We start from the raw sequence: 25744 nt of genomic DNA on the forward strand, positions 1-25744 counted from the left end.
GATGAAATAAGGAGGAAACATGGAGAAATTTCGTGAAAATTTAATACATCTTCATCATTGTCGAGGAATAGGCTGGAAATCTATTTTTCGCATCCTGCAACATGATCCTACACTTTCTTCTATTTATAATTACCCCCAGGCTTTCTATGAAAAAATCCTTCCATTATCAAAAAATCAGGTAAATATTTTTTTAAAAGATTTGCATTCTGTATCAATCCAATATATGCTAAAACAATATAGCAATAATAATGTGGGGATTATTACCATAATCGATCAAGAATATCCACGTCTTCTGAAACAAATTTATGATCCGCCATGGGTGTTATATACTTCCGGAGACAAGTCTCTATTGAATTGTGAGAAATTATTAAGCGTTGTAGGGTCTCGTACACCAACTGCCACAAGCAAACGAAGTATGGCAAAGGTGTTGGTGCCTTTAATCAAGCAAAATTGGGTATTGGTTAGTGGTTTGGCGCGTGGAATAGATACAATGGCTCATAGGTTAGCTATTGATCATAATGGGAAAACCATTGCGGTCATTGCTGGTGGCCTTCAATATATTTATCCTCTTGAAAACAAAGATTTGGCAACTACCATCACTCATAATCATATACTTATTTCTGAATATCCCCCTTTTACAAAGCCAGAAAAATGGCAGTTCCCAATGCGGAATCGTATCATTAGTGGTTTGACACAAGGCACATTAGTAGTAGAAGCGAAGGAAAGAAGTGGTTCATTGATTACAGCTGATCAAGCGCTAAACCAAGGTAGAGAAGTTTTTGCAATTCCTGGATCTATTTTAGAACTTTCATGTGTTGGAACGAATAAATTAATTCAATCAGGAGCAAAATTGGTGCTTAACAGCGAGGATATTTTATCAGAAATCAATCTTTTTTCATAAAATGATGATTGAAAATGTTTAAAAATAATTTTAACAGTTTGACAAACTGTCCATGAATATTTAATAATATGGAGGATTTATTATAATAACTCCGAAATCATTGATTAACCGGATATAATTTTAACCTCTAAGGAGGAAGCGATACATGTCGGACTATTTAGTCATAGTTGAATCACCAGCAAAAGCAAAAACAATTGAAAGATATTTAGGAAAAAAATATACAGTTAAAGCCTCAATGGGTCATGTTAGAGATCTTCCAAGAAGTCAAATGGGCGTTGATGCACAAAATAATTTTGAAGTAAAATATATAACTATTCGTGGAAAGGGTCCTGTTCTGAAAGAGTTAAAAACAGCGGCTAAAAAAGCTAAGAAAGTCTATCTAGCAGCCGACCCCGACCGTGAAGGAGAAGCAATCGCATGGCATTTAGCACATTCATTAGATGTAGATATTAATTCTGACTGTCGAGTGGTGTTTAACGAGATTACAAAGGACGCGATTAAAGAATCTTTTAAGCATCCGCGTCCGATTAATCAGGATTTAGTTGATGCGCAACAGGCAAGAAGGGTCCTTGACAGATTAGTAGGCTATAATATTAGTCCGCTCCTATGGAAGAAAGTAAAAAAAGGGCTAAGTGCAGGGCGAGTACAATCCGTTGCTGTAAGACTAATTATTGACAGGGAAAAAGAAATTCAAAAATTTGAGCCTGAAGAATACTGGACAATCAAAGCTGACTTTTTAAAAGGAAATGAACAATTCGAAGGCCAATTTTATGGCGTAAAAGGAAAAAAATTAGAGTTAAATAATGAAGCAGAAGTAAAAAATATTCTTTCAACGATTGAAGGAAACTCTTTTACGATTACGTCTGTTACAAAAAAAGAACGAAAAAGAAATCCAGCACCGCCATTTATTACTTCCTCCTTACAACAGGAGGCAGCCCGTAAGTTGAACTTCCGTGCGAAGAAAACCATGATGCTAGCACAACAATTATATGAAGGTATTGACCTAGGCAAGGAAGGAACAGTCGGTCTAATCACATACATGCGTACGGATTCAACACGAATTTCAGATACAGCAGTAGAAGAAAGTACACAATATATCGAAAAGACTTTCGGCAATCAATTCTTAACAGGTACAAAGAGAAAAGATAAAAAAGGGACGAATACCCAAGATGCTCACGAAGGGATTCGACCTACTTCCGTTTTTAGAGAGCCAAATAGTATAAAACAATATTTAGGCAGAGACCAATTAAGATTATATAAGCTTATTTGGGAACGCTTTGTTGCAAGTCAAATGGCACCAGCGATTATGGATACAATGAGTGTTGACCTTAATAATGGGGATGTTATATTTCGGGCGACTGGTTCAAAGGTTAAATTCCCTGGTTTTATGAAGGTCTATGTTGAGGGTAATGATGATAATATTGAAGAAAAAGAAAATATGCTTCCGGATTTAGTAGAGGGAGACCAGGTATTTTCGAAGGATATTGACTCAAAGCAACATTTTACCCAGCCACCACCGAGGTATACAGAAGCAAGACTGGTTAAGACTCTTGAGGAATTAGGAATAGGCAGACCTTCTACTTATGCTCCGACTCTAGATACCATTCAAAAGAGAGGGTATGTAGCGTTAGACAACAAGCGATTCATACCTACGGAACTTGGAGAAATCGTCGATGAGTTGATGCTTGAGTTCTTCCCGAAAATTTTAGATGTAGAATTTACGGCAAAAATGGAGCATGAACTTGATGAAGTAGAAGAAGGAAAAACAGAGTGGATAAAGATTATTGATGATTTCTATCGAGACTTTGAAAAAAGACTAGAAATTGCAGAAGCAGAAATGCAGAAAGTTGAAATCAAGGATGAGCCGGCAGGTGTTGATTGTGAAAATTGCGGACATCCAATGGTCTATAAAATGGGTCGTTATGGGAAATTCATGGCTTGCTCTAATTTCCCTGATTGTCGCAATACAAAACCAATTGTGAAGGAAATCGGTGTTCCTTGCCCGAAATGTGGTAAAGGAAACATTGTTGAAAGAAAAAGTAAAAAGAATAGAATCTTTTATGGCTGCGATCAATATCCTGAATGTGATTTTCTTTCTTGGGATAAACCACTACCGAGAAAATGTCCAAAATGTGAAAACTTGTTAGTTGAGAAAAAGCTTAAAAAAGGAATTCAAGTGCAGTGTGCTCAGTGTGATTACAAAGAAGAACCTCAAAAATAACTTGTGTGGTGAGCACTTTCATTGCTCACCACTTTCTATGTTTTTATATAAAGGTTTTGGTTTGATTTCTGGCACAATTCAGAATTTTGTAAAAAAATCAGAGTTTTTATTTGCAAGGGCTACTAAATTATGATAATATTTAGTAGCCCTTGTGAGGTGAAAATAATGGAAAATGTGAACAAATCGTTACAGATATTCAAGGAATATTTACAAATTGAGAAAAATTATTCAGAATATACAATTGTGCATTATGAACAATCGATTGACCATTTTTTCTTATTTCTGAAACGAGAATCCATTTCTAATTTATCTGAAGTAACTTATTCGGATGTGCGATTGTATCTTACAGAGCTTTATAAGAAACAATATGCAAGACGTACTGTTGCAAAAAAGATCTCAACATTGCGCAGTTTTTTTAATTTTCTCCTAAGGGAAAAGCTTATTTCTCAAAATCCTTTTACGTTAGTTTCGTTGCCAAAAAAGGAACAAAAGCTCCCGCATTTTTTGTATGAGGAAGAATTAGAAAAACTATTCGGAGTATCAGATGTTTCTACAAGTATGGGGCAGCGGGATCAAGCATTGCTTGAATTGCTTTATGCTACTGGAATCCGTGTAAGTGAATGCTGTAAACTTACACTTCAGGATTTAGATTTTACATTAGGAACTGTGTTTGTTCATGGAAAAGGTAATAAACAACGCTATGTTCCTTTTGGAAGCTATGCTGAACAAGCACTTACAAACTATCTATCAAATGGTCGCAAGGAATTGCTCGAAAAAGCATCAGTACATACAAACAATCTATTCCTTAATTATCGAGGTGGACCTTTAACAACGAGGGGAGTCCGTTTAATCTTAAATAATATGATTAAAAAGACATCATCCACGATACATATTAGTCCACACGTATTAAGACATACATTTGCTACACACCTTTTAAACGAGGGCGCTGATATGAGGTCTGTTCAGGAATTGCTCGGGCACGAAAATCTGTCTTCAACACAAGTTTACACGCATGTTACAAAGGACCATTTGCGAAATATTTATCTATCCTCACATCCACGAGCATAAGGAGGTTGTTCTAATAAATGTCAAATTTTCATGCAACAACTATATTCGCAGTAAAGCATAAAGGGAAATCAGCGATGGCAGGGGATGGTCAAGTAACCTTTGGCAACGCTGTTGTTATGAAGCATACAGCGAGAAAAGTCCGCAAGCTGTTTCAAGGGAAAGTTATTGCAGGATTTGCCGGATCGGTGGCAGATGCATTTACCCTTTTTGAAATGTTTGAAGGACGCCTGGAAGAGTTTAATGGCAATTTACAAAGGGCAGCAGTTGAACTCGCCAAAGAATGGAGAAGTGACAAAGTTCTTCGTAAATTAGAGGCTATGCTGATTGTGATGGATGAAAAAGATTTACTTCTTGTTTCAGGAACTGGTGAAGTAATTGAACCTGATGATGGAATTCTTGCAATTGGCTCTGGTGGAAATTACGCTCTTTCTGCTGGACGTGCATTAAAAAAATATTCAGGTGATCATTTAACAGCGAAAGAAATTGCAAAAGCTTCATTAGAGATTGCAAGTGAGATTTGCGTGTATACAAATGAAAATATTATAGTTGAAGAACTATAAGGAGGGGACTTCTTTGAAAACGAATTTAACCCCAAGACAGATTGTAGAAAAATTAGATCAATACATTATTGGCCAAAATGAAGCAAAACGAGCTGTATCAGTTGCATTAAGAAATCGATACCGTCGCAGTTTGCTTAACGAAAAGCTGAAAGATGAAATCGTACCAAAGAATATCTTAATGATTGGACCAACTGGGGTTGGGAAGACCGAAATTGCTAGACGACTTGCCAAGCTAGTTGGAGCTCCATTTATTAAAGTAGAGGCTACTAAATTTACGGAAGTCGGCTATGTGGGTCGTGATGTGGAATCAATGGTTCGGGATTTAGTCGAGACTGCTGTTCGCCTTGTGAAAGAAGAAAAAATGGCGGAAGTATCCGAACGGGCTCAGGAAAATGCCAATAAACGCATTGTTGAAATGCTTGTCCCCGGTACTAAAAAGCAAACGACTTATAAAAATCCACTTGAAATGCTTTTTGGTGGGAATACTAATGAACCAGAGGTCGAAAAATCTACCGAAGATGAAAGCTTAAGTGACAGAAGAAAGAGAATGGCTCATAAGCTTGCACTTGGAGAACTTGAAGACTATTACGTAACAGTCGAGGTAGAAGAACAGCAGCCATCCATGTTCGATCTTCTTCAAGGTTCCGGTATGGAGAATATGGGAATGAATATGCAGGATGCGCTAAGCAGCTTAATGCCGAAAAAACGCAAAAAGCGCAAATTAACCGTCAAAGAAGCTCGAAAAGTCCTAACAAATGAAGAAGCTGCGAAATTAATTGATATGGATGAGGTTACTCAAGAAGCAGTTAATCGGGCAGAGCAATCAGGTATTATTTTTATAGATGAGATTGACAAAGTAGCGGGTAAAAGTCATAATTCTTCTTCGGCGGATGTATCAAGAGAAGGAGTTCAGCGTGATATTTTACCGATTGTTGAAGGTTCAACTGTTGTAACGAAATATGGCTCTGTTAAAACAGATCATATGTTATTTATTGCAGCAGGTGCCTTTCATATGTCTAAACCATCAGATTTAATCCCTGAGTTACAAGGTCGTTTTCCGATTCGTGTAGAACTCACTAAACTAACTGTCGACGATTTTTATCGAATCTTAGTTGAGCCAGATAATGCCTTGTTGAAACAATATTCAGCATTATTAGAAACAGAAGGTATACAACTTGAATTTTCTGACGATGCTATTCGTAAGATAGCTGAAGTTGCCTTCCAAGTGAATCAAGACACGGATAATATTGGTGCTCGTCGCCTACATACGATTTTGGAAAGACTTTTAGAGGACTTATCATTTGAAGCACCGGATATTACAATGGAAAAAATCACGATTACTCCACAATATGTGGATGAGAAATTAAGCACAATTGTAAAAAACAAAGATTTAAGTCAGTTTATTTTGTAAGATTATCAGGAGGAACAAAAATGCCATTATTAGAAAGAACACGAAAAATTAATGCGATGCTACAAAAAGCAGCAGGTAAACCAGTTAACTTTAAGGAAATGTCAGAAACACTACGTGACGTAATTGGAGGCAATGTCTTTCTTTTAAGTCGTCGTGGAAAACTGCTCGGATATGCAATCAATCAGCAGATTGAAAACGAAAGAATGAAAAAGATGATTGAAGACCGTCATTTCCCGGAAGAGTATACTCAAAGCCTATTCAACATTCAGGAAACTTCATCAAACCTAGATATTGAGAGTGAATATACTGCTTTTCCAGTTGAGAACAAAGATTTGTTCAAAAGTGGTTTGACAACGATTGTACCAATTATTGGTGGTGGCGAGCGACTAGGTACGCTTATCCTTTCAAGACTTGATCAAAACTTTGAAGATGATGATTTAATCTTGGCTGAGTATGGTGCAACAGTTGTTGGAATGGAAATTCTACGTGAAAAAGCAGAAGAAATTGAAGAAGAAGCAAGAAGCAAAGCGGTAGTTCAAATGGCAATTAGTTCATTATCATATAGTGAATTTGAAGCAATTGAACACATTTTTGAAGAGTTAAACGGCAACGAGGGTTTATTGGTAGCAAGTAAAATTGCAGACCGCGTTGGAATCACAAGATCTGTTATAGTTAACGCTTTAAGAAAGCTTGAAAGTGCTGGTGTAATTGAATCTCGTTCTTTAGGAATGAAAGGAACTTACATTAAGGTACTAAACGATAAATTCTTACTTGAATTAGAAAAATTAAAATCACATTAAAAAGTCAAAAAAACGAAGATGGTTTTTTGAACTGACCTAGTAATTTGAGACAATAGAAAAAACACCTAAGCTACCTGTTCCCTATATTCAATTGGGGACAGGTAGTTTAATTTTGCCTGAAGTCGGATTTGATTGTAATAACAGATGAAATTCTTTACTTTTTCCACTACAATAGGATTTGTAAGATACTCTCGTGGCTGAGAGTAGAATTCTTCCGACTTTAATGTGGAATGGAAGGATTCAATGACGGCGTTATCCAAGCAGTTGCCTTTCCGAGACATGCTTGTGATGATGCCTTTTTCTTTGGCTAAATTTTGAAAAGCATAGGATGTATACTGTGCCCCTTGATCACTATGTAGTATTACTCCTTCTACCTTTCGGTTCTTAACAGCGTCTCTTAAAGTATCTAATACAAGGGTTACATCTTGGTTTAAACTAATTCGGTAAGCGATTATCTCATTGTTGTAAAGATCCATGATACTTGAAAGGTACATCATAGATTGTCCAAATGGAAGATAAGTAATATCTGTCACCCATTTTTCATTCGGCTTAGATGCTTTAAAATCACGTTCCAAACGATTAGGAACGACTATATTGCTTTCACCTGCAAACTTTACTTTTCTCTTTGGTTTTACTCTACATTGGAGATTATATTTCTGCATAATTTTTTGCACAGTATTTCTGTTAACTTTCACATTATAATCTCGTTTAAGCCAAGCTTTAACAGTTCGATATCCAATTCGAAATTTATGGTTATTACAAATCTCTATGATTTGAAGTTCTAATTTCTTAATTTTACGGGCCCCTTGTTTTTTCCAGCGGTAATAGGTGGAACGTGGAACCCCTATAAAATCACAAATGGTGGAAATGGTATATTTACTTTTTAATTCCTCTACAAGTTCTAAAACAACTTCTGGTACCAACTCCTTTCGATCTCCTTGTACTTTTTTAAAATTTCTAGATGAATCTGCAAATGCTTGTTCTCTCTTCTTAACTGCTCGATTTCAGTCAATTCCTCAGGGCCTTTTCCAAAGCTATACTGTTTGCCGATTGGTTGTGAAAAACGATGCATTTCCCCCTTTCTGTACCACATCATCCATATTCTTATCTGAGAGTCATTAACAATCCCCAATTCCTCCATGATTTCACGATTGGAGTATTGTCCTGACATTTTCATTTCGATAGCCTTCATTTTTGTCTCATATGAGTAAAAATTCTTAGTTCTCCCCATAAGAAAAACACCTCCTGCATGTCATATTTATAAATACGACTTGAGGGGTGTTTTTTCCTTTGTCTCATTTAATTAGGTCTCTTCATTTTTCATCTTCGTTTTTTTTATGGGCTGTTGAATGTTTGGATTGTACTTATACAAACAACTATTAGATAACTATCATAAAATGTCGATTTTTAATAGTGGAAATAAGTACTTGTCCTTTTTTGTAAAAAATACGTGAAACCTCACAACTAAACTCCTATAATTAAAAGAGGATTCAGTAGGGATAAAGTCCTATATTGTCGAAAAACATCACTTTTTATCGTAAGCTTCATAGACAGATAGATTTAATTTCATTACAATAAGAAAGAGTTATAACAATACGATATATAAATTCGAATCATAACTATTTTTTGTGGGGGGATAAGATGAAACTTTTTTCTAATACGATAAATTCGTTAGAAAAAGCTTTAGATTATTCATCTCTACGACAGAAGGTAATTTCAAATAATATTGCAAATGTCGACACACCAAATTACAAGGCACAGAACGTTAGTTTTAAGAACCTTCTTTCAAATGAAATGAATAATCAATTGAAAGCAAATCGTACGAATGAAAAACATTTCGAATTTAATAGTAGTAATCGCACAAACGGCCCGGTTATTACTACTAAGAATGATACAGCATATAACCATAACGGTAATAACGTAGATATTGATAAAGAAATGGCGCTATTAGCTGAAAACCAAATCTATTATAATGCCGTAACCGAGAGAATTAGTGGGAAATTCAATACATTAAAAACGGTAATTAAAGGAGGGAATTAAGCGTGTCGATCTTTCATAGCCTTAATACGACTAGCTCAGCATTAACAGCTGGACGACTCAGAATGGACGTTATTTCTTCAAATATGGCTAATGTGGATACAACAAGGGGAAAACTTGTCGATGGACAATGGCAGCCATATAGAAGGAAGATGGTTGTTCAACAACCGCAAGCTAGTAATTTTTCTTCACATTTATCAAAAGCAATGAATCAATCGAAAGCAGGAAGCGGAGTGAAGGTGACTGGAATCGTTGAAGATAACACTCCATTTCAGCTCGTATACAACCCGGAACATCCCGATGCAAATGAAGAAGGCTATGTAGCACTTCCGAATGTAGACCCTCTAAAGGAAATGGTCGATTTGATTAGTGCCACAAGATCGTATGAGGCGAATGTGACGGTCTTTAACGCTTCAAAGGGAATGTTAATGAAAGCTTTAGAAATTGGAAAATAGGTGATGAATCGTGATTGATAGGATAAACATAGAAACGACTCAGGCTTTTTCGAAGCCTGGCGTACAGCCAAAGACAGCTGACTCTGTGCAAAAAGAGTTTAGTCATTTCTTAAAAGACGCCATCAACAATGTGAATGATTCACAAAAGGCTTCTGACATCATGACCGAAAAGCTAGTAAAAGGCGAGAACGTTGATTTGCACCAAGTAATGATTGCTTCTCAGAAAGCGAGTGTTTCGTTGCAAGCGACACTTCAAATTCGAAATAAAGTAATAGAAGCATACCAAGAAATCATGAGGATGCAGGTATAACTTTATTCAGTAGGGGTACAAACCCCAACTGAATAAAGTTATAGCCTCCGGCGGAAAATCGCACAAATACGCTTAGGCGTATTTGATTTCGGGGTTCTACAACAACTTGATATTAGGGGTATGTAAATGAAAGAGAAACTACTTTTGTATAAAACGAAGATAAGTGAATATTGGAAGAAACAATCCGGTCTACAAAAGACCACGATTATTGGATTGCCATTGCTATTAATTTTCGTCATTTCGATTACAGTGTTTTTTACAACAAAATCAACCCTTGTTCCTTTATATAGCAATCTTACACCACAGGAAACAGGGCAAATAAAAGCTACTTTAGATTCAAGAGGAATACAATCAGAAATAGCGGATAATGGATCAACCATTAAGGTACCAGAGGAAGTGGTAGAAACCTTAATGGTTGAACTTGCGGCAGAAGGAATACCAGACAGCGGTAATATCGACTATTCGTTCTTCGGCCAAAATGCGGGTTTTGGAATGACCGATAATGAATTTAATATGCTTAAACTCGAGTCCACTCAAACTGAACTAGCCAACCTTATCAAGGGCATCGATGGGATAAACGATGCAAAGGTTATGATCAGCATGCCGAACGAAGGCATTTTTGTAAAGGACAGCCAGGCAGAGGCTTCCGCATCGATCGTTCTTAACACAAAACCTGGATATCGGTTCGAGCAACAGCAGATAAAATCCTTATATCATTTGGTTTCAAAAAGTATTCCTAACCTGCCTACTGATAATATCGTCATAACCAACCAAAACTTTGAGTATTTTGACTTGGAAAATGAAGAAAATTTATCGGTAGTCGGAAATGTAGTATCACAGCTTGATTTGAAACGTGAAATTGAAAGAGATATTCAAAGACAAGTCCAACAAATGCTTGGAACGATGATGGGACAAGATAAGATCGTGGTGTCTGTCACAACTGATATCGATTTTACTCAGGAAAATCGCCAGGAAAACTTAGTGACACCTGTTGATCCTGAAAACATGGAAGGCATTGAAATCAGTGTTGAAAGAATTACCGAGACATTCACTGGTGAAGGTGCTGCAGCAGGTGGAGTTGTTGGAACTGGTGAGACAGATGTCCCTACTTATAACGCAAATGGACAAGCGGGTAATGGGGATTACGAACGTATTGAAGAACGAGTCAATAAAGATGTGAATCGAATCACAAAGGAGATTGTTGAAGCTCCGTATAAAATAAGAGATTTAGGTATTCAGGTTATGGTTGAAGCGCCAGACCCTAAAGACCCTGCGTCAATGCCACAGGAAAGAATAAATGACATTGAGAAAATTTTAAGCACGATTGTCAGTACTAGTATTAATCAAGACGCAACCAATCAATTAACAGAGGATGAAATACAAGATAAAATTGTAGTTTCGGTTTCAGAATTTAACGGAAAAACAACAACGGTTCCTGATACACCAGCAATCGCGAAAGTCCCTATCTGGGTTTATATTGTGGGTGGTCTATTAGTTCTTGGGCTTATCATTCTACTATTCTTGTTTTTACGTAAAAAGAAAGATGCAGAAATCGAGGAGGAATTGCCTCAACCCGAACCTGTATTCTTTGATCATATTCCAGATGTTAATGAAGAAAATGAATCAGAAGCAACAGTCCGAAGAAAACAACTGGAAAAACTGGCTAAGGACAAACCAGAGGATTTTGCAAAATTATTACGTTCATGGTTAGCAGATGAGTAGGAGGTGGAGTAATGGCAAAGAGGGATATTCATAATGGTCTGACTGGCAAACAAAAAGCAGCCATTCTCCTCATTTCACTTGGACCAGATGTTTCGGCTTCTGTGTATAAGCATCTGTCAGAGGAAGAAATTGAAAAACTAACTTTAGAAATTTCTGGCGTTCGAAGGGTAGAGGCCAATACTAAGGAACAAATCATGGAAGAGTTCCACCAAATTGCGATTGCCCAGGATTATATTACCCAAGGTGGAATTGGGTATGCAAAGACAGTACTTGAAAAAGCGCTTGGTGAAGAACAAGCAGGAGTAATTATTAACCGATTAACTTCTTCTTTACAAGTTAAACCATTTGATTTTGCAAGAAAGGCAGATCCTGGACAAATATTGAACTTTATTCAAAATGAACATCCGCAGACAATCGCACTAATATTATCTTATTTAGATTCAAGACAAGCAGCACAAATTTTATCGGAGTTGCCACAAGAGGTTCAAGCTGATATTGCGAGAAGAATTGCGATTATGGATCGAACATCACCAGAAATTATAAATGAGGTTGAGCAAATTCTTGAACGAAAGCTATCCGCTACAGTGACACATGATTATACTCAAACCGGAGGAATAGAAGCCGTCGTAGAGGTATTAAATGGTGTCGACCGTTCAACAGAAAGAACAATCTTAGATGCGCTTGAGATTCAAGATCCAGAGCTTGCAGAAGAAATTAAAAAGAGAATGTTTGTCTTTGAAGACATTGTTACACTTGATAATCGTGCGATTCAGCGCGTCATTCGCGATGTGGAAAATGAGGATCTTATGCTTTCGCTTCGTGTTGCAAGTGAAGAAGTAAAGGAAATAGTCTTTAAAAACATGTCCAAACGTATGGTTGAGACATTTAAAGAGGAAATGGAATATATGGGGCCTGTTCGCTTACGTGACGTTGAGGAAGCTCAATCACGTATAGTAGCCGTTATCAGAAGACTGGAGGAAGCAGGCGAAATTGTAATCGCTCGTGGCGGAGGAGATGATATCATTGTCTAATGTGATTAAGTCAACTGCTGCTCAGTCTAAGGATATTCCCAAAAGAGTAATCGGGCTAAAAGTTTTACAGACTTCAGATAACAATCAAGTTGAGCAAGAGAAGCAAAATCTTCAATTTGCTTCTCAAAAAATGCTCGATGAGGCAAGAGAACAAGCTGATAAAATCGTCAAAGATGCGATTGCCTATTCCAATTCAACAAGGCAACAAATATTAGTTGAAAAACGTGAATGGGAAGAAGAGAAAAAAGAACTTTACCGCAAAACATCAGAAGAAGGCTTCCAAGCTGGTAGGTCTGAAGGCAGAGAACAAGGGTATCAAGAATACTCTGATTTACTTTCCGAAGCTCGTCAAATCATTGATCTTTCAAAGCATGATTACAATCATTATCTTGATTCTTCAGAAGAGGTCATTTTAAGCCTTGCAATGACGGTAGCAGAAAAAATAATCGGAATTCAATTAACTAAGCAACCGGAAGACTTTATTTACCTCGTGAAAAAGGCGCTTAAAGAAGTAAAGGAGCATTCTGGGATTACAATTCAAGTGAATCCGGGATTCTATCCATTTGTGATTGAACAAAAGGAAGAGTTATCTTCTATTCTTAATCGTGAAACTAATCTATTTATCTATCCAAATGAAGATCTAGGGGAAACTGATTGTGTGATTGAATCGTCATTTGGCAAGATAAATGCAAGTGTAGATACTCAACTTTCTGAGATAAAAGAAAAATTACTTTCTTTGCTATTGGAGGAATAGTCTGTGAAGGCGATTGAGCTTCTTCGTGAAATACATTCAATCGATTCTTATAAACGGTACGGTAAGGTTAATAGAGTCGTCGGCTTAATGATTGAGTCACGTGGACCTGAATGCTCGATTGGAGACCTATGCCATATTTATGTGGGTTTAAACCATAAAAGAAGTATTCAAGCTGAAGTTGTCGGCTTCCGTGAAGAGCATGTCATCCTCATGCCATTTTCAAATGTAAAGGATATTTCTCCAGGAAGCATTGTCGAGGCAACAGGAAAGCCGCTCGATATAAAAGTTGGGGAAGGATTAGTAGGAAAGGTATTAGATCCATTAGGGCATCCCCTTGACGGAAGTGTACTGCCAAGGGGATTATCATCCGCACCTACAGAACAAGATCCGCCAAATCCATTATCTCGTCCACCTATACGTGAACCAATCGAGGTTGGGGTAAAAATGATAGATACCTTGTTAACCGTTGGAAAAGGGCAGCGTGTTGGTATCTTTGCAGGTAGTGGTGTTGGTAAAAGTACACTTTTAGGTATGATTGCCCGTAACACGACAGCTGATATTAATGTGATTGCCCTTGTCGGGGAACGTGGACGCGAGGTCCGGGAATTTATTGAAAAAGATTTAGGTGAGGAAGGTCTTAAAAGGTCAATCTTAGTTGTAGCCACGTCAGACCAGCCAGCGCTCCTTCGCATCAAGGCAGCTATGACTGCAACTGCAATAGCTGAGTATTTTAGGGACAGGGGTCTGGATGTCATGTTAATGATGGACTCCGTTACCCGTGTTGCAATGGCGAGTCGGGAAATTGGCTTAGCTATAGGAGAACCACCGACAACAAAGGGATATACACCAAGTGTTTTTACAACACTTCCGAGATTATTGGAGAGAACTGGTACCAATCATTTAGGTTCAATAACTGCCTTTTACACCGTTTTAGTGGACGGAGACGATATGAACGAGCCAATAGCGGATACGGTTCGAGGGATACTAGATGGACATTTTGTTCTAGATCGAAGTCTTGCTAATAAAGGACAATATCCAGCAATAAATGTTTTAAAGTCAATTAGTCGTGTCATGAACCAAATTACGACAAGTGAACATAAGGCTTACGCTGAAAAAATTAGGGGAATCATGGCAACCTACCTTAATTCTGAGGACTTAATCAATATTGGTGCTTATAAAAGGGGATCCTCCATTGAAGTTGATGAAGCCATTAGGTATTATCCCAAAATTATTTCATTTTTAAAACAGCAAACTGATGATAAATATACATTCGAACAAAGTTTGCAGTTATTGGCACAATTGGCTGAAAAAGGTGAATAAAACAAATGAGCTACAAGTTCAAATTTCAAAAAGTGATGTCGATAAAAGAAAATGAGAAGAATCAAGTTCTGGCAGATTATAAAACATCAGTAAAAGAATTTGAAGAAGCCGCAGAAGCCTTATATGAATCATTAAAGAAGAAGGAAACATTAGAAGAAAGTCAAAGACGGCAACTACAAAATGGCTTATCTATCCAAAGCATTCGGCATCAACAGTCCTTCATAACAGGCTTAGAAAAAACGATTATGTATTACCAGCAACTTGTCATTAAAGCAAGAAATAAAATGCAGCAACTGCAATCATTGTTAACCGAAAAAAATATTGAAGTAAAAAAATATGAGGTTATGCACGAAAAGGACTTTGCAATTTATGAGGGACAAATAAAAATGCAGGAAAGCCAAATGATGGATGAGATTTCTATCCAGCAATACATGTCAAAAGGAAGATAGGTGATAACATGGAGCCTAACGAAAAAGAATATAGCAAATTCCAGTGGTTTCTGTTTGTCGTACTAATTCCATCCTTTTTTACTTTGGTAGTCGTATTTGTTTTATTATCTGTGGTAGGATTTAAACCACTTGGAGCCATGAAGGACTTTGCCTCAAAGGTTCCAGTTATTTCTACTCTTTTTAATGATGAAGAAAATGATACACAAGTAAAAAAAGAGGATGAAGTTTCGGTTACAGATTTAGAATCTGAAATACAGGAAAAGGAATCAAAGATTACGCAACTTGAAAATGTATTGGAAACAAAAGATGGTGAAATTCAGTCATTAGAGCTTGAAATTGAAAATCTTTCAGATGAACTACTTAAACTTCAGGAAGAACGTTTAGCGAAAAGTAAATCGTTACAAGATTTAACCAAAATGTATGAACAAATGTCTCCAAAAAATGCGGCAAAAATCATTCCAAATTTAAAAGATAATGAGGCCAGGGAGATTCTTTCTAGTATCAATACTGAAAAACTAGCTGCCATCTTTGAAAAAATGTCTCCAGAGGATGCAGCCAAGTTTACCCAACTAATTACACAATAAAGTATATGTAAGAAATACTTGAGAGGAGGTGAAACGACGTGAACATGGTAGCAAGCTTCGATCCCTCTATGGGTTCTATAAGAAAGGCAGTCGCTAATGGTGCAGTGGGGAATGGAATTTTACAAGGAAATGGTTTATCGCAATTGTCTTTTCGTGAACAATTAGAGACGTTAACAGCCGTTCAACAACCAGTTGAAAATAATCATATAAATCGATTAATAAGCAAAGTTGAAGAAAAAATTGAAGAAGATGAATCAATCCAGCATTTTTTAGCTAACATCGAAACGTTTACCAAGGAGTCCCTTGATGTATCAGCTTTTGAAGATGTATTTATAACCCTTCCGCCTGATTTGGTGGAACAAATAAAATCGTTTATTGTTGATATTCAAAAAGGTACAAGTACGTTGGAACTTGAGCAGGTAACTGGAAAAGCAGAGCTCATTGGTCTACTTTTAGTGACTGCACGCTATGCTGACAATCATTCTTTTACAAATAAAAAGGAACTATTGAATCTACTAAAGCAATTGCAAATGGTTTTTAATGAGGAAATTCCAGCAACCCAACAAGGTGTTAAAGTACCGGCTGAGTCAAGTTCTAATAAGTTTGTTCATGAGTTGATCCAGAAATTAGAAAACAAGCTTTCAGAAAAGCCTTTAATAGAATCACAGAATAGGCATCATTATTTGCAGACAGTCCATGCAAGATATTTTTCTACACCAAAAGGGGTGGAGACCCCACAAACACTTATAACGGAAAAACTTTTGCAAAAGGCGAGTATTACGACTCAGGTAACAACAGCATCAGAGTCGGTACCGTTAAGTGATGTGAGTTCAAACCCATTATCAAAGGCACAGCAATTCACACTGTTTGTTGAGCAAAATGGAAAGCAACTGCCAAACCAGCAACATTTCATTAAGCAGTTTCAAAATATCCTTGCTAGAGGTAGCTTTTTGAATAATGGAGGACAGCAAAAACTATTAATCAATTTATATCCTGAACATTTAGGTTCATTACGAATTGAACTTCTTCAAAGTGAAGCAGGAATGATTGCTAGAATTATGGCTTCAACGACTCAAGCAAAGGAACTAGTTGAATCACAAATTACAAACCTAAAACATACTTTCCTAGCACAAAACATTTCGGTTGAAAAAATTGAAGTTACATCACAGCTTCAATATCAAACAGAAAGAAATCTGCAAAGAGAAAGTGAACAGCAACAAGGACAACAATCAGGAAGACAACAGAAAGAGAATCATCAGCAAGAAACAAATGAGGAACAAACTTTTACATCCGTTCTACTTGATGAGCTGGTGAATTTTAAAGTATAGGTGGTGATTGAAGTGACGACAAAAATTGATTCCAGTCTGTATCTAACCAATAGTAAACCTGATAGAAAAACAGGGAATGACATTCTAGGAAAAGATGATTTTCTGAAAATTTTAATGACACAGCTTCAAAATCAGGATCCGATGAATCCGATGGAAGATAAAGATTTTATCGCACAAATGGCAACTTTTACTTCGTTGGAGCAAATGACAAATATGAATAGCACCTTAGAAAAATTTGTAAGTGGCCAACAAGGTGAGCAACTTTTAAAATACAGCAACATGATTGGAAAAGAAGTAGAATACAGCTTTAAAACTGAAGATGAGGATGGCAATGACATCATAAAAAGTGGACAGGGTATTGTCACATCCGTATCAAAAAAATCAGGATATATTGAGCTTGAGTTAAAGGATGGAACGACGATTTATAGTGATGAAATTTTGACAGTAAAGCAACCTTCTAGCGAAGAAGAATAGGAGGTGGAAACATGGATCATCGAATTTTACAAATACAAAATCATCCTTTATCACTGCAAACTAGAAAAAAGGTTCAGCACTCTGAGTCACCTAAAATATCCTTTAAAGAAACCTTGGAAAAAGAGACAAGCTTGGTCATAAGTAAGCATGCTCAAAAGAGGTTGGATGAGAGAAACATTCGTATTCAAGATTCAAAATGGAATGAAATCCAATTGAAAATTTCAGAAGCAAAAACAAAGGGAGTCAAAGATTCACTAGTCGTTACAGATAATGCAGCATTAATTGTAAATGTCCCTAATAACACAGTCATTACAGCTATGAATCGAGACGAAGCGAACGCACAGATTTTTACGAATATAAATGGAACAATTATTTTAGATTAAAAACACTTATATAGGCTGGACCTTAACAGGAAGCCGAGGTGCGCGGACCGACAGAAGCCACCTACAATCGAAAGGGGAAAATGAAATGTTACGTTCAATGTACTCAGGAATCAGTGGAATGAAAAACTTTCAAACAAAATTAGATGTAATTGGTAACAACATCGCTAACGTTAATACTTACGGCTTTAAAAAGGGCAGAACCATCTTTAATGACATCATGAGTCAAACAATCAATGGTGCAACAGCTCCTGGACAATCGCTCGGTGGTGTTAACCCAAAACAGGTTGGATTAGGATCTTCATTAGCAGCAATCGATACTATTCACAACAGTGGAAGTACACAAACGACTGCTAGAATACTAGACTTAGCGATTGCGGGAGATGGATTTTTTCAGGTAGCTCCAACAGCAGATACTTCGACTTTTACCGAAGAAGCTGTTTATACAAGAGCAGGTAACTTCTATATGGATCAGAATGGTTATTTAGTAACAAGTGGAGGTATGTATGTTGTCGGCTTTGCAGCGAATGAAATGGGAGATCATGATAACAATGCTAATACCCCAGACGGGTTAACAAGTCCTGTACCAACAGCTATTAATCCTGGAGATTTTGATTTTACAACTACTCCACCTACGTATACAGGAGGAGCAACTCCTGCACCATCATATCAGCCTATTCAGATTCCTACTGATGCCAAAAGCATGAGCATCGGTAAAGACGGGTCGGTTACTTATGTGGATGTAACAGGAACATTACGTTGGGCAGGTCAGCTTGTGTTAGCGAAATTTCCGAATACAGGTGGTTTAGAGAAGGTGGGAGGTAATCTCTTCCAACAAACATCAAACTCTGGTAACCCAGTAGTCAATTTTGCGGGTGCCTCTGGACTCGGTTCAATCGAATCTGGTGCACTTGAAATGTCAAACGTTGACCTTTCTGAAGAATTTACGGAAATGATTGTAGCCCAACGTGGATTCCAAGCAAATACGCGTATCATTACAACTTCCGATGAAATTTTACAAGAGCTTGTAAACCTAAAACGTTAAGGGGGTAGGGGTTTTGGCATCCTGTTAAAACCCCGCTAAATTTTGATTACTTTAACGAAATTAAATAATAAAAAATTTACATTAAATGCAATCTATATTGAACAGGTTGAATCCTTTCCTGATACAACAATCACCTTAACCAATGGCAAAAAATTTGTTGTGAAGGAAACAGAAGAAGATGTACACGTGAAGGTTCTTGAATTTTATCAAAAAATAAATGTACTTGGCCTTCGTTAATGGTTGGGGGGATATGGTGCTATGAAAAATAAGCTACTTGTGATAATGGTCATCATTTTAAGTACAATTACTTTAGTCGGTACCACTGCTTTTGTTATTTTAACAAAGGTCACTGCAAGTAATTCTAAAGAGGAACCGTCAATTGACCAAGTCTTAAAAGCGACTGTCGAAATTCCGGAAATCACAACAAAACTACTTAGCGATGATTATATTCGTATTTCCTTTAACATTCAGACAGATGGTAAAAAGGGGAAAGAGGAATTAGAAAAAAGACAATTCCAGGTAAACAATATTATTATTAAAGAGCTTTCCAACATGACATCTGAAGAATTTAAAGGTGAAGAAGGAATCATCAATCTTGAAAATAGATTAAAGGACCGAATTAATGAATTAATGCAAGATGGAACTGTCATTAAAGTTTATGCGACATCCTTTCTTCCGCAGTAAACATTAGAAACTTAAGTACTTAAGAATGAGAGTTCAAAAGAGCGGAGGTGGAACCTTGCCTGGTGAAATACTATCCCAAAGTGAAATAGATGCATTACTTTCAGCTCTGTCGACTGGGGAAATGAACCCAGAAGAATTAAAAAGAGAAGAACGTGAACGCCGTGTGAAAGTATATGATTTTAAAAGGGCCCTTCGTTTCTCGAAGGATCAAATCCGTAGTATCACTCGGATTCATGAAAACTTTGCACGATTATTAACAACCTACTTTTCAGCACAGCTGCGAACATATGTACAAATTACAGTTGGGACAGCCGATCAAGTGCCATATGAGGAATTTATCCGTTCCATTCCTAATATGACCATTTTAAATGTATTTGAAATGCCTCCTTTAGAAGGGCGTATTATTTTAGAAGTCAACCCTAATATAGCCTATGCCATTCTTGATCGAATGCTCGGTGGACGAGGAACGGGTCTAAATAAAATTGAAAATTTAACAGAAATCGAAACAAAAATTATGAGCAATATGTTTGAAAAAGCTTTTGAACAAGCGCGGGAAGCGTGGGCTAATTTGGTAGAAGTAGACCCTATTTTAACTGAATTTGAGGTGAATCCACAGTTCCTACAAATGGTTTCACCTAATGAAACTGTGGTAGTCATTTCGCTCAATACACAAATTGGAGAAACTAGTGGAATGATCAACATTTGTATTCCACATGTATTCCTTGAGCCGATCATTCCTAAATTATCGGCACATTACTGGATGCAATCAACACCTAAAAAAGACAGAAATCGAGAAGAACTTTCTCATATTCAACATAATCTTAAGGATACAAAATTGCCAATCATTGCAGAATTAGGTACAGCTAATATTGCTGTCCAAGAATTCCTTTTATTAAATATAGGGGATACTATTCAACTTGATAAATCAATCCAACAACCAATCGAATTAAAGGTAGAGGGTATATCAAAATTTTATGCACAGGTTGGTAAGGTTAATAAAAAGCAAGCCGTACAAATCCTAGAGGAAATTAAAGGGGGGGACCGTGAGGATGAATAATGGAAACATGCTATCACAAGACGAAATTGATGCGTTATTAAGAGGTACAGCAGACTTAGACAACGAAGAACCGGTAGCAAAAGGTAATAAACCCCTTGTAGAAGATTTTTTATCTTTAATTGAACAGGATGCGCTTGGGGAGATTGGAAACATCTCTTTTGGAAGTTCAGCCACTGCGCTTTCCACATTACTTAATCAAAAGGTTGATATTACGACACCGAATGTTTCACTGGTTCTAAGTTCTGAATTAGCTGATGAGTTTCCACACCCATATGTAGCGATCTATGTCAATTATACAGCTGGTTTTACGGGAACAAATTTATTGGTAATAAAACAAAGTGATGCAGCCATCATTGCGGATTTGATGTTAGGTGGGAATGGACTTGCCGCACCGGAATCCTTAGGTGACTTACAACTAAGTGCTGTGCAGGAGGCAATGAACCAAATGATGGGTTCAGCCGCAACTTCCATGTCAACAGTCTTTAGTAAGAAAATAGATATTTCTCCACCAAGTATTGACATTCTTGATATTAAACATGGTGAAGGGGCTGAAAACCTGCCATCTGATGATATGTTAGTGAAGATATCTTTTCGACTTACAATTGGTGAGCTGATTGACTCAACAATCATGCAATTAGTTCCAATTGATTTTGCTAAAGATCTTGTTCGAGAGCTTCTTTCCCCTCAGGCGGAAAAACATGCCTTGGCTATGGATACTCCTACTCAACTTGTAGATGCTCAGATGCCTGTTCAACAATCAAACAACACTATGCCTAATGTTGAACAACAAATGGAAATACCATCTGAATTGACACAGCCAAATCATCAACCGGAATTTAAACAACCAGTAACGAATAATGGTCGACAGCATCTTGGTGGCACTCATGCAAGACAGCCTGAAATCCAACCTGCGGTATTTTCAGAATTCGAATCTGTCCAATTACAGGAAGCCGAATCTAGGAACTTAAATATGTTATTAGATATTCCGCTTCAAGTTACGGTTGAATTAGGGCGAACAAAACGCTCGATTAAAGACATTCTTGAACTAACAGCAGGCTCTATTATTGAATTAGACAAACTTGCAGGAGAGCCGGTAGATGTGTTAGTTAACGGAAAACTTATCGCACAAGGTGAGGTAGTTGTAATTGAAGAAAACTTTGGAGTTAGAATAACCGATATCATCTCCCAAAGTGATCGAATTAAAAAATTGAATTAATGTAGGGGGCAACACAAATGGCACATAAAATTCTTATCGTAGATGATGCAGCATTTATGAGAATGATGATTAAGGACATCCTAACTAAAAATGGTTTTGAGGTTGTTGCAGAGGCTGCGGATGGGGCACAGGCGGTAGATAAATATCGAGAACATCAACCAGACCTTGTAACAATGGATATTACAATGCCTGAGATGGATGGAATAACAGCCTTGAAAGAGATTAGAAAAATCAATCCAAATGCAAAAGTAATTATGTGCTCAGCAATGGGACAACAAGCGATGGTAATTGATGCTATTCAAGCGGGAGCAAAGGACTTTATCGTTAAGCCATTCCAAGCAGACCGAGTTATTGAAGCCATCAGTAAAACACTTAGCTAAGGAATCCATATTCAGGAGAGTGGCAACAAAAGTGAAACACATTAAAAAAGTTGTTTTTGCACTAATTTTCTTTCATGCCTTGCTTGTCACTTTCCCTGTACAAGCTGAAGAAGGTCATGTTGATAAAAGTGTAAATGACGTAATTGGTAATCAAGATGAACAAACCAATGATCAAACCAAGGATCAAGAGGGAACAAATCCCATTGAAAATCGAGAGCCGGCCAATGACCTAACATCCGGTGATTTTATAAAAATGATTTTTACAACATTATTTGTACTTGCACTTATTTATTTTTTATTAAAATTTGTAAATAAACGAAATCGCATATTTAACCAACATAGGTTCATCGAGAACCTTGGAGGAACCAGTTTAGGAACAAACCGCTCAATTCAAATTGTAAAGGTTGGAGAGCGGATCTTAGTCGTAGGAGTAGGAGATTCCATTCAGCTTCTTAAGGAAATCGAAGACACAGATGAAATAAATGAAATCCTAGAACAACATAATTCGTCATTAGATTCCATGATTCAACCAAGAGATCTCATTCATCGTTTTCTTGAAAAGAGAAAAGGAAAGGATTCCGACCAATCTCTTTTCTCCTCAATGCTCCAGAAACAATTAACAGAACTTAAGCAAGGGAGAAAGAAGATTGTTGAGCAACTTGAAAATAAGGAGTCTAGCAAAAAATGAATGAATTTATGGAAATTTTTAATACTAGCGCTCCTGAAAATGTTTCGACTTCAGTTAAACTACTACTCCTTCTAACTGTTCTTTCAGTGGGACCCGGTATTTTGATTTTAATGACGAGTTTTACAAGAATTATTGTCGTACTTTCATTTGTTAGGACTTCATTAGGAACACAGCAAATGCCGCCAAATCAGGTATTGATTGGGCTTGCATTGTTTTTAACGTTTTTCGTGATGGCACCGACATTTAGTGAAGTGAATGATCAAGCGTTAACTCCATTATTTAATGAAGAAATAAATTTAGAAGAAGCCTATACCCGTGCTGCTGTACCATTTAAAGAGTTTATGAGCGTACATACCCGGCAAAAGGACTTGGAGTTGTTTTTAAATTATACTGGAGCAGACAGACCTGAGACGATACAAGATATACCTTTGACTGCATTAGTCCCAGCCTTTGCAATAAGTGAACTTAAAACGGCATTTCAAATCGGATTTATGATTTTTATTCCGTTTCTTGTAATTGATATGGTTGTTGCGAGTATCCTGATGTCGATGGGGATGATGATGCTTCCCCCTGTTATGATTTCCTTGCCATTTAAAATACTCTTATTTGTTCTTGTGGATGGATGGTATTTAATCGTTAAATCCTTATTACAGACCTTCTAGAAGTAGGTGAACAGTGTTGAATCCTGAAGTAGTTATTTCATTGGCAGAGAAAGGTGTATATACAACATTAATGATTTGTGGACCACTATTATTGGTTGCACTCGTTGTGGGATTAATAGTGAGTGTGTTCCAAGCAACAACGCAAATTCAGGAGCAAACATTGGCATTTATCCCAAAAATCATTGCAGTGCTTGTTGGCTTAGTTTTCTTTGGACCTTGGATGCTTTCTAAAATGCTCGCATATACACATGATATTTTTAGTAATTTGACGAGATTTGTAGGTTGAAAAAATGACAGAGGTTTATACCTATTTTCCAGCATTTTTGCTTGTTTTAGTTAGAGTAACGAGTTTTTTTGTAACGATGCCTTTGTTTTCCTATCGAACACTACCTGCTTCACATCGAATTGGTATTGCTTTTTTTATTTCATGGATTATGTTCCTATCAATGGAAAAACCAATACTCCAAATCAATGGCGACTATATTCTCCTCATTTTTAAAGAGGCTATGGTAGGTCTTTTAATTGGCTTGGTTGCCTATATGATTTTTGCGGCTATCCAAATTGCTGGAGGATTTATCGACTTTCAAATGGGATTTGCCATTGCAAATGTAATCGATCCTCAAACGGGAGCACAAAGTCCGTTAATGGGTCAATACTTATATACATTTGCACTGCTCTTTTTACTAGCTATTAATGGCCACCATCTTTTATTAGACGGAATCTTTTATAGCTATTCATTTATTCCGATGGAACAAGCGACTCTTCCATTTGGTAATGAGAATGTTGTGGAATTTGTGTTAAGGGCTTTTAGCACAATGTTTATTATTGCTTTCCAAATGTCCATGCCTGTTGTTGGGGCTTTGTTTTTAGTTGATATTGCCCTAGGGATTATTGCAAGAACAGTTCCGCAGCTAAATGTTTTTGTAGTAGGACTGCCATTGAAAATTGGGGTTAGTTTTGTTGTGATGTTAATTGCAATGTCAATGATCTTTATGCTTGTCGGGAAACTGGTAGACAATATGTTATATACAATGAGAGGATTAATGGAACTTTTAGGAGGAAGCTAGATGTATTTTGTTCGTCTGAACCTACAATTTTTTGCGGGTGAAAAAACAGAAAAAGCCACTCCTAAAAAACGTCAAGAAACAAGGAAAAAAGGACAGGTAGCCAAAAGTGCAGATGTAAATACAGCCATTTTATTGCTAGCCATCTTTTTTACTCTGCTTGTTTTTGGGGGCTTTATGTTTGAGCGTATTATGACATTTTTAAAACACTCATTTAGCCATTATTTATCGATTACACCGACTGAACAAAGTGTTCAGGAAATTTTTATAGAGCTTTCTATAGAGGCTGCCATTATCCTGGCACCGATCTTGGTAGTCGCCCTTGTTGCCGGGGTTGCTGCAAACCTCCTGCAGGTTGGGTTTTTATTTTCAACAGAAGCGATTCAAATGAAATTAAATAAGCTTGATCCCATTCAAGGCTTTAAGCGTATTTACTCGATTCGCGCGCTTGTCGAGATGATTAAATCCATCTTAAAAATTGTCATTGTAGGCGGTGTGACTTTCGCAATTCTTTGGTTTCGCTTAGAAGATATTCTGACATTGTCTCAGAAAACGGTTGGAGCAGCACTCATTGTTCTAGCAAAACTCACTGTTCAAATGGGATTATTTGCGGGTGGAGCTCTATTGTTCCTATCCTTTTTAGATTATCTTTATCAGCGCTTTGATTATGAAAAAAACATCAGAATGTCAAAGCAAGATATAAAAGACGAATTTAAAAAAACAGAAGGAGACCCACTGATTAAATCAAAAATCAAGCAAAAACAACGTGAAATGGCAATGAGCCGTATGATGCAAGAAGTACCAAAGGCTGATGTGATTATTACAAACCCTACGCATTATGCCATAGCATTGAAATATGACGAGGCAAAAATGGATGCTCCATTCGTTGTCGCAAAGGGTGTAGATTTTGTAGCTCAGCGCATTAAAGAAATTGCTAAAGAACATGAAATTACAACGATTGAAAACCGACCACTTGCACGGGCTCTTTATGCAGGTACAGATATCGGGGATGCGGTACCCGAAGAATATTTTAAAGCGGTAGCTGAAATACTTGCCTATGTGTACCGCTTAAAAGAGAAGGTTTGAAGACATAACGACCTTCAATCATCACTAGTGCTTTTTTGACTTAAAGGAGAGAAAACA

General features: G+C 37.0%; 30 protein-coding genes. 29 read left to right on the forward strand and 1 reads right to left on the reverse strand.

Annotation, left to right across the window (positions count from 1 at the left end; all coding sequences use genetic code 11):
* Positions 1-19 precede the first annotated feature (19 nt).
* The 6 genes from dprA to codY all read left to right on the forward strand — a co-directional run bounded on the left by dprA (position 20) and on the right by codY (position 6961).
* Positions 20-901 (forward strand): DNA-processing protein DprA, encoded by an 882-nt coding sequence (gene dprA, locus V7138_RS18750; RefSeq protein ID WP_335400264.1) that lies wholly within the window; start codon positions 20-22, stop codon positions 899-901.
* 145 nt (positions 902-1046) lie between these two features.
* Positions 1047-3122, forward strand: coding sequence for a type I DNA topoisomerase (gene topA / locus V7138_RS18755; RefSeq protein ID WP_335400267.1), 2076 nt, complete (start codon positions 1047-1049; stop codon positions 3120-3122).
* Between the two features lie 165 nt (positions 3123-3287).
* The gene (gene xerC / locus V7138_RS18760; protein WP_335400269.1) at positions 3288-4190 is read left to right on the forward strand and encodes a tyrosine recombinase XerC; all 903 of its coding nucleotides are present in this window, start codon (positions 3288-3290) and stop codon (positions 4188-4190) included.
* A gap of 17 nt (positions 4191-4207) precedes the next feature.
* Positions 4208-4750, forward strand: coding sequence for an ATP-dependent protease subunit HslV (hslV, locus tag V7138_RS18765; protein ID WP_335400272.1), 543 nt, complete (start codon positions 4208-4210; stop codon positions 4748-4750).
* Between the two features lie 13 nt (positions 4751-4763).
* On the forward strand, positions 4764-6161 hold the full coding sequence (gene hslU, locus V7138_RS18770) for an HslU--HslV peptidase ATPase subunit (RefSeq protein ID WP_335400275.1): 1398 nt from the start codon (positions 4764-4766) through the stop codon (positions 6159-6161).
* Positions 6162-6181: 20 nt separating this feature from the next.
* Positions 6182-6961 carry a GTP-sensing pleiotropic transcriptional regulator CodY gene (gene codY, locus V7138_RS18775; RefSeq protein ID WP_335400278.1) on the forward strand — a complete coding sequence of 260 codons (780 nt, stop codon included), beginning with the start codon at positions 6182-6184 and terminating at the stop codon, positions 6959-6961.
* Positions 6962-7026: 65 nt separating this feature from the next.
* On the opposite strand, the gene V7138_RS18780 is transcribed toward codY, so the two are convergent.
* A protein-coding gene (locus tag V7138_RS18780; protein WP_335400280.1) for an IS3 family transposase occupies positions 7027-8192 on the reverse strand; the annotation gives its coding sequence in 2 pieces (ribosomal slippage) (positions 7027-7910 and positions 7910-8192; 1167 coding nt in all).
* A 410-nt stretch (positions 8193-8602) separates the two neighbouring features.
* On the opposite strand from V7138_RS18780, the gene flgB reads away from it, so the two are divergent.
* The 23 genes from flgB (at position 8603) to flhB (ending at position 25687) form a co-directional block, all read left to right on the forward strand.
* The gene (gene flgB, locus V7138_RS18785) at positions 8603-9001 is read left to right on the forward strand and encodes a flagellar basal body rod protein FlgB (protein ID WP_335400282.1); all 399 of its coding nucleotides are present in this window, start codon (positions 8603-8605) and stop codon (positions 8999-9001) included.
* A 2-nt stretch (positions 9002-9003) separates the two neighbouring features.
* Positions 9004-9453, forward strand: coding sequence for a flagellar basal body rod protein FlgC (gene flgC, locus V7138_RS18790; RefSeq protein WP_335400285.1), 450 nt, complete (start codon positions 9004-9006; stop codon positions 9451-9453).
* Between the two features lie 10 nt (positions 9454-9463).
* A complete protein-coding gene (gene fliE, locus V7138_RS18795; protein WP_438824380.1) occupies positions 9464-9763 on the forward strand; it encodes a flagellar hook-basal body complex protein FliE in 300 nt (99 codons plus the stop codon).
* 126 nt (positions 9764-9889) lie between these two features.
* Entirely contained in the window at positions 9890-11485 is a 1596-nt protein-coding gene (gene fliF, locus V7138_RS18800; protein ID WP_335400288.1) for a flagellar basal-body MS-ring/collar protein FliF, read from the forward strand.
* 11 nt (positions 11486-11496) lie between these two features.
* Positions 11497-12516, forward strand: a complete 1020-nt coding sequence (gene fliG / locus V7138_RS18805; RefSeq protein WP_335400291.1) for a flagellar motor switch protein FliG — start codon at positions 11497-11499, stop codon at positions 12514-12516.
* 1 nt (position 12517) lies between these two features.
* Positions 12518-13270 (forward strand): flagellar assembly protein FliH, encoded by a 753-nt coding sequence (gene fliH, locus V7138_RS18810; protein WP_335400616.1) that lies wholly within the window; start codon positions 12518-12520, stop codon positions 13268-13270.
* Between the two features lie 3 nt (positions 13271-13273).
* Positions 13274-14590, forward strand: a complete 1317-nt coding sequence (gene fliI / locus V7138_RS18815) for a flagellar protein export ATPase FliI (protein ID WP_335400293.1) — start codon at positions 13274-13276, stop codon at positions 14588-14590.
* 5 nt (positions 14591-14595) lie between these two features.
* On the forward strand, positions 14596-15039 hold the full coding sequence (gene fliJ / locus V7138_RS18820) for a flagellar export protein FliJ (protein ID WP_335400296.1): 444 nt from the start codon (positions 14596-14598) through the stop codon (positions 15037-15039).
* A gap of 8 nt (positions 15040-15047) precedes the next feature.
* Complete coding sequence (locus tag V7138_RS18825; protein ID WP_335400299.1) at positions 15048-15623, forward strand: MotE family protein; 576 nt, start codon at positions 15048-15050, stop codon at positions 15621-15623.
* A gap of 44 nt (positions 15624-15667) precedes the next feature.
* Positions 15668-16951 carry a flagellar hook-length control protein FliK gene (locus tag V7138_RS18830; protein ID WP_335400618.1) on the forward strand — a complete coding sequence of 428 codons (1284 nt, stop codon included), beginning with the start codon at positions 15668-15670 and terminating at the stop codon, positions 16949-16951.
* Between the two features lie 12 nt (positions 16952-16963).
* Positions 16964-17425 carry a flagellar hook assembly protein FlgD gene (gene flgD, locus V7138_RS18835; RefSeq protein ID WP_335400301.1) on the forward strand — a complete coding sequence of 154 codons (462 nt, stop codon included), beginning with the start codon at positions 16964-16966 and terminating at the stop codon, positions 17423-17425.
* 11 nt (positions 17426-17436) lie between these two features.
* Entirely contained in the window at positions 17437-17808 is a 372-nt protein-coding gene (locus V7138_RS18840; protein WP_335400304.1) for a TIGR02530 family flagellar biosynthesis protein, read from the forward strand.
* An 85-nt stretch (positions 17809-17893) separates the two neighbouring features.
* Entirely contained in the window at positions 17894-18850 is a 957-nt protein-coding gene (locus V7138_RS18845) for a flagellar hook-basal body complex protein (RefSeq protein WP_335400307.1), read from the forward strand.
* Positions 18851-18892: 42 nt separating this feature from the next.
* A complete protein-coding gene (locus tag V7138_RS18850; RefSeq protein WP_335400310.1) occupies positions 18893-19087 on the forward strand; it encodes a flagellar FlbD family protein in 195 nt (64 codons plus the stop codon).
* A 21-nt stretch (positions 19088-19108) separates the two neighbouring features.
* Positions 19109-19534 carry a flagellar basal body-associated protein FliL gene (fliL, locus tag V7138_RS18855; RefSeq protein ID WP_335400312.1) on the forward strand — a complete coding sequence of 142 codons (426 nt, stop codon included), beginning with the start codon at positions 19109-19111 and terminating at the stop codon, positions 19532-19534.
* 55 nt (positions 19535-19589) lie between these two features.
* The gene (gene fliM, locus V7138_RS18860) at positions 19590-20591 is read left to right on the forward strand and encodes a flagellar motor switch protein FliM (RefSeq protein WP_335400315.1); all 1002 of its coding nucleotides are present in this window, start codon (positions 19590-19592) and stop codon (positions 20589-20591) included.
* Positions 20584-21807 carry a flagellar motor switch phosphatase FliY gene (fliY, locus tag V7138_RS18865; protein ID WP_335400318.1) on the forward strand — a complete coding sequence of 408 codons (1224 nt, stop codon included), beginning with the start codon at positions 20584-20586 and terminating at the stop codon, positions 21805-21807. Before fliM ends, fliY begins: the two co-directional genes overlap by 8 nt.
* A 17-nt stretch (positions 21808-21824) precedes the next feature.
* Positions 21825-22187, forward strand: coding sequence for a response regulator (locus V7138_RS18870; RefSeq protein ID WP_335400321.1), 363 nt, complete (start codon positions 21825-21827; stop codon positions 22185-22187).
* 31 nt (positions 22188-22218) lie between these two features.
* Complete coding sequence (fliO, locus tag V7138_RS18875) at positions 22219-22875, forward strand: flagellar biosynthetic protein FliO (protein WP_335400324.1); 657 nt, start codon at positions 22219-22221, stop codon at positions 22873-22875.
* Positions 22872-23537 carry a flagellar type III secretion system pore protein FliP gene (gene fliP / locus V7138_RS18880; protein ID WP_335400326.1) on the forward strand — a complete coding sequence of 222 codons (666 nt, stop codon included), beginning with the start codon at positions 22872-22874 and terminating at the stop codon, positions 23535-23537. The genes fliO and fliP overlap by 4 nt, the downstream gene beginning before the upstream one ends.
* A 16-nt stretch (positions 23538-23553) precedes the next feature.
* The gene (fliQ, locus tag V7138_RS18885) at positions 23554-23823 is read left to right on the forward strand and encodes a flagellar biosynthesis protein FliQ (protein ID WP_116350572.1); all 270 of its coding nucleotides are present in this window, start codon (positions 23554-23556) and stop codon (positions 23821-23823) included.
* Between the two features lie 4 nt (positions 23824-23827).
* The gene (gene fliR / locus V7138_RS18890) at positions 23828-24604 is read left to right on the forward strand and encodes a flagellar biosynthetic protein FliR (RefSeq protein WP_335400331.1); all 777 of its coding nucleotides are present in this window, start codon (positions 23828-23830) and stop codon (positions 24602-24604) included.
* Positions 24605-25687: a flagellar biosynthesis protein FlhB gene (flhB, locus tag V7138_RS18895; protein ID WP_335400334.1), complete on the forward strand. Its 1083-nt coding sequence runs from the start codon at positions 24605-24607 to the stop codon at positions 25685-25687.
* Positions 25688-25744: the final 57 nt, after the last annotated feature.

The sequence above is a fragment of the Bacillus sp. JJ1533 genome, assembly GCF_036965045.1.
Classification (GTDB): domain Bacteria; phylum Bacillota; class Bacilli; order Bacillales; family Bacillaceae_L; genus Ferdinandcohnia.